The sequence below is a fragment of the Hallella absiana genome, from assembly GCF_025457485.1.
GTDB classification, from domain to species: Bacteria; Bacteroidota; Bacteroidia; order Bacteroidales; family Bacteroidaceae; genus Prevotella; species Prevotella absiana.
In genome coordinates, this window is record NZ_JAMXSP010000004.1 from 171,191 (window position 1) to 183,227 (window position 12,037).

General features: G+C 52.0%; 8 protein-coding genes. 3 read left to right on the forward strand and 5 right to left on the reverse strand.

All coding sequences use genetic code 11. The features are described from left to right. Positions 1-2 precede the first annotated feature (2 nt). The 4 genes from NG346_RS03465 to NG346_RS03480 form a co-directional block, all read right to left on the reverse strand. Positions 3-1,352 (reverse strand): MFS transporter, encoded by a 1,350-nt coding sequence (locus NG346_RS03465; protein ID WP_262280963.1) that lies wholly within the window; start codon positions 1,350-1,352, stop codon positions 3-5. Between the two features lie 71 nt (positions 1,353-1,423). Further along, positions 1,424-2,593 carry a glycoside hydrolase family 130 protein gene (locus tag NG346_RS03470; RefSeq protein ID WP_262280964.1) on the reverse strand — a complete coding sequence of 390 codons (1,170 nt, stop codon included), beginning with the start codon at positions 2,591-2,593 and terminating at the stop codon, positions 1,424-1,426. 110 nt (positions 2,594-2,703) lie between these two features. Further along, positions 2,704-3,759, reverse strand: coding sequence for a glycoside hydrolase family 26 protein (locus NG346_RS03475; protein ID WP_262280965.1), 1,056 nt, complete (start codon positions 3,757-3,759; stop codon positions 2,704-2,706). 37 nt (positions 3,760-3,796) lie between these two features. Next, positions 3,797-5,080 carry an acetylxylan esterase gene (locus NG346_RS03480; RefSeq protein ID WP_262280966.1) on the reverse strand — a complete coding sequence of 428 codons (1,284 nt, stop codon included), beginning with the start codon at positions 5,078-5,080 and terminating at the stop codon, positions 3,797-3,799. A gap of 675 nt (positions 5,081-5,755) precedes the next feature. Here NG346_RS03480 and NG346_RS03485 point away from each other — a divergent pair. Then, entirely contained in the window at positions 5,756-7,213 is a 1,458-nt protein-coding gene (locus NG346_RS03485) for a sialate O-acetylesterase (protein ID WP_262288327.1), read from the forward strand. A 97-nt stretch (positions 7,214-7,310) separates the two neighbouring features. Here the strand turns inward: NG346_RS03485 and NG346_RS03490 are convergent, their stop codons facing one another. Beyond that, complete coding sequence (locus tag NG346_RS03490) at positions 7,311-8,732, reverse strand: undecaprenyl-phosphate glucose phosphotransferase (protein WP_262288328.1); 1,422 nt, start codon at positions 8,730-8,732, stop codon at positions 7,311-7,313. Between the two features lie 185 nt (positions 8,733-8,917). Between NG346_RS03490 and NG346_RS03495 the strand changes: the two genes are divergently transcribed. Next, a complete protein-coding gene (locus NG346_RS03495) occupies positions 8,918-10,144 on the forward strand; it encodes a nucleoside recognition domain-containing protein (RefSeq protein ID WP_262288329.1) in 1,227 nt (408 codons plus the stop codon). A 49-nt stretch (positions 10,145-10,193) separates the two neighbouring features. Then, positions 10,194-11,687, forward strand: a complete 1,494-nt coding sequence (locus NG346_RS03500; protein WP_262288330.1) for a lipopolysaccharide biosynthesis protein — start codon at positions 10,194-10,196, stop codon at positions 11,685-11,687. Positions 11,688-12,037: the final 350 nt, after the last annotated feature.

Consider the following 12,037-nt stretch of genomic DNA (forward strand, 5'->3'; position numbering starts at 1 on the left):
TGTTATTTCTTAATAGGATAGAGGTATGACAGCAGCATCATGATCAATGCAAAGGCTGCCGGGAACAGAGAGAACAGGGCCCAGACCATCGTCAGCACGGAGTCGGTGATGGACTGCGGGTCGATGGTGGGGTTGCCAAACTGGTCGGTGATCATGTGCGCGCCGGCCAAACCAAGGAACATAGCGATCAGCGAACCAGAGATAGCTGTGCCAAACTTCTGTGCCATCGTGCCGGAGGAGAAGATAAGACCCGTGGAGGAGGTACCGTTCTTCTTCGTTGCGTATTCGGCCACGTCGGCATACATTGACCACAGCAGTGGGGAGTAGATGCCTACACCGGCCGAAGTGAGGATGGTCACGCCGATCATCACCCAGATATATGCCGGCTTCATCGGGATGAAGAAGAAAAGGACGGAGGTCACAAAGCAGATGAAGGCAGAGAAGATAAACGTCTTGCGCTTGGAGCCCAGCCATTTGGTGCAGACCGGCGACAGACCGCCGAAGATCATACAGGTCACCTCGCCGAAGGCCATGAACACCGTGTAGTTGATGATGAGGCTGCCTACAGTGATGTCACCGCCCATGCAGTAGGAGAACATATATCCGGCCACGGCATAGCGAAAACCATTGAAGAAGTTGGTGCAGACGGCTGTCAGCGTCATGAAGATCCAAGGTTTGTTTTTCACCAAGTCCACGAATTGCTTGCCCGAGAACTTCTCGGCACGCACTGGTTTCAGGCGTTCCTTGGTGAGCAGACCGCAGGCCAGTGTGCCCGCAGCGGCGAGGGCACCGAAGAAACAACCCAGCACGGCATACTGATGCTGGTCAGTGCCGCCGACAAACTTCTGAAGATAGGGGAAAGAGAGCAGGGTGACGAAGCCCATGGCATAGGCTCCCACCATGCGGAAAGCGGAGAACTGGTTCTTCTCGTTGTCGTCGTCGGTCATCACACCAAGCAAGGAGCCGAACGGCACATTGACGAGTGAATAGACCAGCATCATCAGTATATAGAAGAAGTAAGCGTAGACACGCTTGCCCACAGGACCGAGATCGGGTGTATAGAGTAGCAGGGCGAAGATGACACCCAAGGGGATGGAGCCGAAGATGACCCAAGGACGGTAGGTGCCCCAGCGGCTCTGCGTGCGGTCGGCAATGACGCCGATGACAGGGTCGATGAAGACATCGATGAGACGCGCCACCAGCATCAGCACGGCAGCGTCGTAGAATGTCAGACCGAAGACATTGGTGAAGAACAGCGGGAAAGCTATTGACATGATCTTCCAAGTGATGCCGCCCGCAGCGGCATCACCGAGCGCATAGCCGATTTTTTCTGAAAGTTTGATTTTTGCCATTGGTAAGGATTCATTGACGAAGCCTTTGTCAGGGTTTTAGAGCTCTGACAAAGGCTTGTGTCGCTTATTGTTTATTTCAGGTTTTCTTTGTTTTTTGCGATGAGCTTCTTGATGGTTTCCACGCTCTTGCCGGTGGCGAAGCCGTCAGCGGGCGTGTGCATGCAGTAGTCGACGAGCTTGTCGATGGTCGAGGTGGCTACGTGCATACGGGTGTCGGAAGAGGCGTAGTAGATAAACACCTTGCCGTCTTCGTCAGCAATCCAGCCGTTGGAGAACACCACGTTCATCACGTCACCGATATACTCCTCGCCCTGAGGAACGAGGAAATAGCCGCCCGGCTGGGCAATGACGCGTGTGGGATCGTCGAGAGCTGTCATATACATATAGAGCACATAGCGCAGACCGCTGGCACAGCCGCGTACGCCGTGGGCGAGATGGAGCCAACCTTGAGGAGTCTTGATGGGGTGAGGACCCTCACCGTTCTTCACTTCCATGATGGTGTGATAGTGGCGCAGGTTGATGATCTTCTCTTCCTTCACCTCAGCGTGCTCGATGTCGTCGACAAGTGCCCATCCGATGCCACCGCCGGAACCAGCGTCGATGAAGCCGTCCTGAGGACGTGTGTAGAAGGCGTACTTTCCGTCGACAAACTCAGGGTGCAGCACGACGTTGCGTTGCTGGCTCTTTGATTTCAAGTCCGGCAGGCGTTCCCAGTTGACGAGGTCCTTGGTACGTGCGATACCTGCTGTGGCTGTTGCGGCACTCAGATCGCCGGGCTGACTGTCGTCGTGCCGCTCTGCGCAGAACACACCATAGATCCATCCGTCTTCGTGGGCGGTGAGACGCATGTCATAGACATTGGTGGCGGGGATCACATCCTCGGGCATGGTGATGGGCTCGGGCCAGAAACGGAAGTTGTCTACGCCGTTTGGACTCTCGGCAACAGCGAAGAAGCTCTTGCGGTCAGCACCCTCCACACGCACGACAAGCAGGTATTTGCCATGCCACTTGATGGCTCCGCTGTTGAGCGTGGCGTTCATCATGATGCGCTGCATCAGGTAGGGATTATCCTTCTCATTGAAGTCGTAGCGCCACTCCAGCGGCGTGTGCTCGGCAGTGAGAACAGGATATTTATAACGTGTGTAGATGCCGTTGCCCCATTCCAGCGGCTCATTCTGACGGGTAATCAATTCTTCATGGTGTGCGCGCAACTTGGCGACGCGGTCTTTGAATTCTGTCATTTGTGAATGGTTTTTATCAGGTGATAATATATTTTTCTTTATTTGTGTTCTTGCCAATGCTGGCTCGTGTGGGATCATCCTGTGTGATGATACTGGCAAGGCAGTGTATGCTATTTGGTCTTGGCGATGTCCTTGACGGTCAGCACACGGGGATCTTCGACCCAGGTCTTGAAGTCGTCGGCATCAGGATGCCCGGCGTATGGCACATAGAGTTCTTTGGCATTGTCCCAGGCATTGCGCCAGAAGAGCACGTAGCAGATAGGATAAGGCTTGATGGCCGGCCAGAGCACTGTAGTGAACCAGTTTTTGATTGGCAGCTTCTGTGATCCAGTCTCTGTCAGGGCGATGAGTTTTTGGTGTTTCTTGCCCATTTCGGTCAACAGGCTGAGCTCGCGCTCAATAGTCTTTGTGTAGTTTTCGGCACTGCCTTCAAAGTCGTAGAGGTCCACGCCAAGCAGATCTACGTATTTATCTCCCGGATAATAGATCTCCAGACTTGCGTCGCCTGTGTTTGGAGAGAAGCCCCACACGAGGTTGTTAAGGCCTTGGCGCTTCATGAACTGATAGGTATAGACATAGAGTTGCTTGTATTGCTCGGTGGTGCAACTGTTTTTTCCCCACCAGAACCATCCGCCGCCCATCTCGTGCCAAGGGCGGAAGATGACAGGAATCGGCTGTCCTTTGTCATCGCGCAGGGATGCCAGAAAGCGGGCCACACGCTTCATGCGCTTGGCAAACTCCTTGCATAGCTTGCCGCCGGGCAGGATTTCTCCGACCGGTTTTCCTTCCGGATCCCAGGCATTCTTGCCGGTGACAGGATTGTTGGGATGCCAGCTGATCTCCACGATGCCGCCGCGGCGGTTCTGTGCTTTGATTTCCTGGCGCATACGGTCGAAAGGTACACCGTCGAGATTTTTTGCTTTTCCCAATTCCAAGTCACCGAGTTCAAACCCCATCACGGCGGGATAGTCCCCGCAGACTTCTTTTACGTCGCTGCGTCCCTTCTCTAAATTCCAGTTATGTCCATAGATAGGATCGTCTTGATGGCCTGTCATCACACCGCTCTTTTGCAACTTTGCCATGCGCCGGATGAGTTGTGTGGCGGGCGAGGCGGCGCAGTTGAGGCCGAGGAGCAGCAATAATGCCGTAATGATCGATGTCTTCATGGTGATATGGTTTTATGTTTTTAAAGTGATGCTTATGTTATTTGATGTCCATCATCTTCAGCAGCCATGCCTCCCATTCGTCCCACTGCTCCTGAAACCAATAGTGGCCTGTGAGCTGATAGACGCTGAGATGTTTGGGCGCTTTCACGATGTTGTAGGTGCCGTAGGACGATGTTGGTGGCACCACCTCGTCGTTGTATCCGAAAGAGAACCAGCAGGGACAGGTCACCCGACGGGCGAAGTTGACGCCGTCGTAGTAGCGCGCACCTTTGATGCGGGCCTCACTGGGGTTCTTGACCTGATAGAAGTAGTGTGGCCATCCACCGGCGACACCTTTCAGTTCACTCTCGTAGTCGCACATGGCGTCGTGGACAGCCCCCATGAAACTCACGCGCTTGTCGAGAGCAGCTACGGCGAGCGAGAGGAAACCGCCCTGACTTGAGCCCGTCACGCCGAGGTGCTGGCCGTCCCACTGCGGCAGTGAGGCGATGTAATCGACGCAGCGCACGGCACCGACGACGACACGCTTATAGTAGTTCTTATCTGGGTTGTCGAGATTCGTGTCCCAATAGTTGTCGAGTCCGCCACGGAAGATCTCGTCATAGACATGCTGCGGGAGAGTCACGGGCAGGCCGTGGATGCCGATCTCCAGCGTGATGGCACCGCGCGAGGCAGTGTAGACGTCACCGCTGTATGGGCGCACGCCGGCACCGGGCACGCGGAGCAGAGCTGGATATTTTCCCGGTTTCACCGGCACACACAGGATGCCGAAGATGCGTCCGCCGGGTCGGTCATTGACAAAGCTCACCTCGTAGACATTCACTTCTTTGGTCGAGCGGTCGGGCAGGGGCGTGAGATGCGGGTCGAGATCGTATTGACGGGCCTGATTCAAAGCCTTGTTCCAAAAATCGTCGAAGTCTTCGGGGCATTGTGTGGCGGGCACGATCTTCTCGGGATCGAAGGCTGCTGTGCACAGTCCGTCATAGTCCTTGCCGTCGACGTGTGCCGTGACCTTGAGGCGATAGAAGCCCGGACGGGTCAGTTTTCCGGTGAGATGGATGACACCGTCTTTAAGCGTGACACCTTTTTTATATATAGAAGGATACATCACCGGCCCGGCTTCATAGTCGACCTGAGCGTTGGCCAGTGGTGTGCCCGACTTGAGTACAGAGACAGAGAATTGCGCAGTCTGGCCCACGTGATAATTCCAGTCGTTGTGGTCGGGCTGTACGATCACAGTGATGTTGTTGCCTCTGATCTGCGCGCCTATCGTCATGCTGATCAGCAGGATCATCAAGGAGAGAAGGGAAAGTCGCTTCATTGTTTTGATGTTGTCTTTATGTTATTAGGTTGACGGAAGTCTGAGCACGAAAGTGTCAGTCTCCGTCACATTCATTTAATGGTTTTAATCTTATGATTGAAATCTGCTGCAAAGATAAGAGTTTCATTCCAAACTGAATAATACAATTTTGACATAAACACGTACTTTCGTATTTATTTTGTTTAAGTAGCGAAAATATGTCAGAAATCAAAGGTTTTGTTTAGGAACAATAGTATCTAAAATGGTATAAGTAACATTCTTTTTATAAGATAGTATTGTATTTGGTAAATATAGTATTACACGGTTTTTAATATATTCTATACCTTTGCAGTCGTAAAGAAGACATGTATAAGAAACTGACAAGATACAATAGGATTGATCATATATCACCAAGCCGTTTAGGCAAAATATGTATAGTAATAATATATAGGTAGTTTTTTGTAGGAAGGGAGGAGTCGTGAGATTGCTCTCTTTTTCTTAGGTTTTTACCAAATAGCTCTCGTGTGTCATGCACACGACATATTAGGTAGATAAAGTTCCACAGATAAACTGATAGATTGTTTTCATGGATAGCCACGGACAGCGTTTGCTTGCCGTGGTTTTTTGTATATTATCAACAATATATATAAGGAGGAAGAGTTAATTAGGAATAAAAACAACTTAAATTAAACACAAATGACAACTAAACAACTCTTTGTTTCGCTTGCCGCCCTTGCGTTGACGCTCATGGGGCAGGCGAAGGTCAGATTGCCACACTTGGTTTCTGACGGCATGGTATTGCAGCAGCAAAGTGAGGCTCGCCTGTGGGGATGGGACCAGCCCGGCAAGACGGTGCGCGTCAGCGTGTCGTGGAGCAGTGATGTCTACTCGGTTCGAGTCGGTCGCGACGGAAAGTGGCTCCTCAAAGTCAAGACGCCCAAGGCCAGCTACACGCCGCTGTCGGTGACTTTCGACGATGGTGAGAAGACGACAATCAAGGGACTGCTCAGTGGTGAAGTATGGGTCTGTGCCGGACAGAGCAACATGGAGTTTCCCGTGCAGGGCTTTGGCAACTGTCCGCTGAAGGACTACAACGAGGTGGTGACCACGACTTCTGAGGTGCGTGGCGTCCATTTTGTGAAAATTCCAAGCGTGATGCGCACCGAGCCGCAAGACGATGCCGATTGCCAATGGAAGGCTGTGGATGTCAACACGGTGGGAGACTGCAGCGCAGTGGGCTATTTCTTCGCGCGCAAGGTCAACAGCGTGGCCAATGTGCCGGTGGGCTTGATACTTGCCAACAAAGGCGGATCGCGTGTGGAGAGCTGGCTTGATGCCGACAATCTGAAGAAATATACTAAGGAAGAACTCGACTCCAGCAAGATGGTGAAGAAGTTCCCCTATGACTATCTGCGCCCGCTGTTGTGGGGCAACGGCACTTTCCACCCCATCCTCAACTACACCGTTAAGGGCATTCTCTACTATCAGGGTTGCTCCAATGTCGGTGCGCCGGGCAATGAATATTCCGACCGGCTGAAGCTCCTCGTGGAGCAGTGGCGCCGCGACTTCGGTGAGGGCGAGATCCCATTCTACTTCGTGCAGATTGCTCCTTATATATATGGTGACGGTGCCGACGGCATTTCCGGTGCTTTGCTTCGCGAGCAGCAGGAGCGTGCGGCCAGCATCATTCCCAACAGCGCCCTGGTCTGCACCAATGATCTCGTCTATCCTTGGGAGAGGAATCAGATCCATCCCTGCCAGAAACAGCCTGTCGGCGAGCGCCTCGCCTTCCTTGCGCTCAACCGCAACTACGGTTTTAAGAGCATCAAATGCGAGAGCCCGGTGTATAAGAGCATGTTTGTCGAGGGTGACACCTGCTATGTGAGCCTTGACAAAACCGAAGGCGGCATCTCTCGCTACGACGATATTGAGGGCTTTGAAGTGGCCGGAGCCGACAAGGTCTTCCATCGCGCTGTGGCAGGTCACTTCTGGGTGTCGGGGCAGGATCGCCGCAATGAGACGATCTTCGTCACGTCGCCTGAGGTGAAGCAGCCTAAGTACGTACGCTACTGCTTCCGCAATTTCGAGTTGGGCAACCTGAAAAACTGTGCCAACCTGCCGCTGATGCCCTTCCGGACAGACAAAGATGAATAGCAGAAGCCAATTGTTGCATATATAAAAAGCGAGCGCCCTTGGAGTATTCCTTATGACAGGATACTCCAAGGGCGCTGTCCGTTGAGCCCCAAAAAGTTCAGTAAGCCTTCTTGTCATGGACAAAGAAAGTTCGGAAAGTCATGGCTATGATCCTCAGATCCAGTCCTATGTTCCAATGCTCCATATACCAGATGTCGCGCTGAATGCGCTCTTCCATCTGCCAGAGCTCTTTGGTCTCGCCACGACATCCGGTGACCTGTGCCCATCCGGTGATGCCGGGCTTGCAGAAGTGCCGTACCATGTATTTGTCAATCAGCTTGCCGTACATCTCGGTATGTGCGAGCATGTGCGGACGGGGACCGACCAAACTCATGTTACCAATGAGCACATTGAAGAACTGTGGCAGTTCGTCAATGTTATATTTCCGAATGAAGTTACCGAAGGGGAACTTGCGCGGGTCGTTCTCGGTGGCCTGCTTGCTGTCGGCGTCCTTGTTGACGTGCATCGAGCGGAACTTATAGCACCAGAATGTCTTGCCGTTGAGCCCGGTACGTTGCTGACAGAAGAACACCGGACCCGGGCTCTGAATCTTGATTATCATACCGACAACCAAGGTCAGCGGAATGACAAAGAGACAAGCTACGCTGCTAACAACGAGATCAAAGAGGCGCTTGATCAACTTATTGTAGGGCTGCATCAACGGGCTCCGATGGTTGGTGAAAAACAGATGTTCACCCATGTGCACAGGACGCAGGCTCACATTGGCTCCCACAAAAGTGCGTGGTACATAATAGAAATGCACGACATTCTTATCGCAGGATCGCATGATGCGATCAACCTCGTAGCCCTGTTCGTGTGGCAAGCTGCAAAACACTAAGTCGATCCCCGACTGATTCAACGGCGACTGATCGTTATGTTGCATCAACAGGTTCATTTGACCCAACGTGCCCAAATATTGAAATGTATCAGGGCTGCCAGCTATAGGTGTATCACTATAATAGCCTAAAGAGCGATAACCCATTTCGGGATTCTCCGCCATTTCCTTGTGCAGCGCTAATAGAGCCGGGTCATCTCCTACAAAGAGGACTCTTTGCACATTACGTCCGTGACTACGCAAACGGTTCAGAAAAGCACGCTCACAAAGACGTGATCCCATTATAGCCATGTATGAGCCTGAGAAAAAGAATGCCGCAAACACTGTCGGAGTATTGTTGAAGATCATCTTCAGCAGTATGGCAAAGGACAAAGTGAAGGTAAGCGTCAGACGAAATACGTTAATGGACACGTCTACAAGACGCAGTAATCTCATGTGGACAATACTACGGAAAAAGAGCTCACCAATCAGCACAGACACATTCATCAAGACAACTACGACCCGGGTATATGCATGGAAATATACCGGAATGTCTTTTCCAAGCATCATAAAGGTCAAGTAAAAAACAAAGTTGACAATGACAAAGTCGCAACATGAGATGGCGGCCAATAGAGTTTTACTTCTGTCTACGTTGATATTATTCACGCTACGGATGGTTTTTATTCACTTCCCTCTGCCATAAGGCGGATAGGACAGGCTTAATACTGTTCGTCTTAACGTGGCAAATTTACGACTTTATTTTAGATTATACAAATATTAGCCACTAAAAAAGTGCATGTAGGTTTTTTTTATTACCTTTGCATTGCCAAAGGTGTATAAGAAGATATAGTATGGTACTCAATTATATTTGGATTGGATTCTTTGTCGTTGCCTTCGTCTTCGGCGGCGTACAATTGCTGATGGGTGACACCACAATCTTTCAGAAAATGGTGGACTCCACGTTCGACACGTCTAAGACAGCCTTCGAGACCTCGCTGGGACTGACCGGCGTGCTGGCTCTGTGGCTGGGAATCATGAAGATAGGAGAGAAGGCTGGGGCCGTCAACGCGCTGGCGCGGCTGCTCAGTCCGGTGTTTACCAAGCTCTTTCCCGACATTCCCAAGAACCATCCCGTGATGGGTTCTATCTTCATGAACATCGCTGCCAACATGCTCGGACTCGACAATGCCGCCACGCCGACGGGCTTGAAAGCCATGGCCGGGATGCAGGAGCTGAACACGAGGAAGGACACGGCTACCAATCCGATGATCATGTTCCTGGTGCTCAACACGTCGGGACTGACCCTCATCCCCACGACGATTCTCGCTTTCCGCGCCAGTTATGGTGCCGCACAGCCCACCGATGTGTTCATCCCCATCCTTTTGGCGACGAGTGTGGCCACGCTGGCGGGTATCATCATCACGGCCATGTGGCAGCGCATCAACCTTTTGCAACCGGTACTATTAGCCACTTTGAGCGGACTCATCGCCTTTGTCGCTTTGGTCATCTGGGGGTTCGGTCAGATGGACAAGGACACGATGGGCACCGTGACAGCCGTCGCTGGCAACCTGATACTGATGACGGTGATCGTGCTGTTTATCCTTGCGGGCCTGAGAAAGCGTATCAATGTCTACGACGCCTTTATTGAGGGAGCCAAAGAAGGCTTCCAGACTGCCGTGCGCATCATCCCCTATCTTGTTGCCATCCTGGTGGCTGTGGGCGTGTTCCGTGCCTCGGGCGCTATGGACATGCTCATCGATGGCATTGCCTGGGTGGTGAAGCAATGCGGGCTGAATACCGACTTCGTGGGTGCGTTGCCCACTGCGTTTATGAAGCCGCTCTCGGGCAGTGGAGCCCGCGGACTGATGTTGGAAGCGATGAAGAACTATGGCCCCGACTCCTTCGTGGGTCGTCTGAGCTGTATCTTCCAAGGTTCCACCGACACCACCTTCTATATCCTTGCCGTCTACTTCGGCTCCGTAAATATCAAGTACACACGTCACGCTGTGGCTTGCGGCCTGCTGGCTGACCTCGCAGGCGTCATTGCGGCAATCGCCATCGCGTATCTGTTCTTTTGAAAAATAGAGTTTCTAACGTTAAAAACGACATAAGCTCATCAATATAATTATGGCTAATTTAAAATCTCTTGCAAAAGACACGGCCATCTACGGCCTGAGCAGTATTGCAGCCCGCTTCATCGGCTATCTGCTGGTACCTATTGAGACGGCGAAGTTCAACGCTGCCGGAGGACAGTATGGCATCATCACCAACATCTATGCCTACATCGCCCTGCTCATCATCATCCTGACCTACGGCATGGAGACCACCTTCTTCCGGTTTATGAACCGCCCCGGCGAGGATCCGAGAAAGGTCTATCCCACCACGCTCCACACCGTAGGCTTCACCTCTCTGCTCTTCGTGGTGGTGCTGGCGCTGTTCATCCATCCCGTTGCCAGTGCCATCGGCTATCCCGATCATCCCGAATATCTGATGATCATGGGTGTGTGCGTAGCCATAGACGCCTTCACGGCGATACCCTTCGCCTATCTGCGTTATGCTCACAGACCCATCAAGTTCGCATTGCTGAAGATGGTAAGTATTGCCGTGAACATCGTGGGCGTGTCGCTCTATCTCATCGTGCTGCCCGCCATGCACGTCAATCTCTTCGGCATCTACGACGCCAACTTCGACTTGGAGGTGGTGTGGGTGTTCTGGATAGAGCTCTCCGGTTCCGTGCTCACGCTGCTTTTGTTGGGCAAGGAACTCAAGGCGATGGGCAATCCGTTCGACAAGGCTACCTGCAGGCGCATGCTTCGCTACACCTGGCCGCTGCTCGTCATGGGACTGGCCGGACAGCTCAACCAGTGTGCCTCGCAGATCATCTTCCCCTACGTTTTCGATGGCAACGCCCATGACGCGCGCGTTCAGCTCGGTATCTATGGCGCCTGCATCAAGATAGCCACCATCATGGTGATGATCACCCAGGCCTTCCGCTACGCCTACGAGCCGTTTGTCTTCGGGCAGTCCAAAGAGAAAAACAACAAGGAGACTTACGCCCGCGTGATGAAGTTCTACATCATCTTCACCCTTCTCGCCTTCCTCTGCGTGGTGGCCTACATGGACATCATCCGCTACATCATCGGCCGCAGCTACTGGGAGGGCCTGGAGATAGTGCCGATCGTGATGGCTGCCGAGATTATGTTCGGCGTGTTCTTCAACCTCAGCTTCTGGTATAAGCTCATCGACAAGACCATTTGGGGCGCCTGGTTCTCAGGTATCGGCGCGGTCGTATTGATCGCTTTCGACATCATCTTCATCCCGCGTTTCAGCTATTGGGCTTGCGCGTGGGCAGGCTTTGCGTCGTATGCGGTGAGCATGGTGCTGAGCTATTTCTTCGGTCAGAAATACTATCCGATCGCCTATCCGCTGAAGTCTATCTTCACCTACACACTGCTTGCCGTAGTGCTCTTTGTGGGCATGACGGCTTCCAACCGCTATCTGCCGATGCTGCCGGCCTTGCTTGTCAACACGCTGTTGCTGATTGCGGACGTAGCTTTCATCGTGAAGAAAGACTTGCCGCTGAGCTCGCTGCCCGTCATCGGGAAGAAGTTCCGGAAATAACGGACGCAAACTTCTATATATAATTAAGGTGTGAGCGCGGACGAATCGCACCGTCGTATATATACATAAGTAAAACTTATCATTCAGACTTTTACAAAATACTTTTATTTTGTCACATTATCAAAAAGGTGATTTGAGCAAAAATTCTATAGAGAATTTTTGCTCAAACCACCTTTCTGACCCGACAAAACTACCGAGATGACCACATGAAACAACCGTTTTCATCACCCTCAAATCCGCAACTACGCGCCTAATATGATACAGAAGCGAAAATAATCTGCATCGTTAGTAAAAAGGGGGCACAGTGCATCGAATGTCACCATAAAGACATATAAATGCCCCTTACCCCA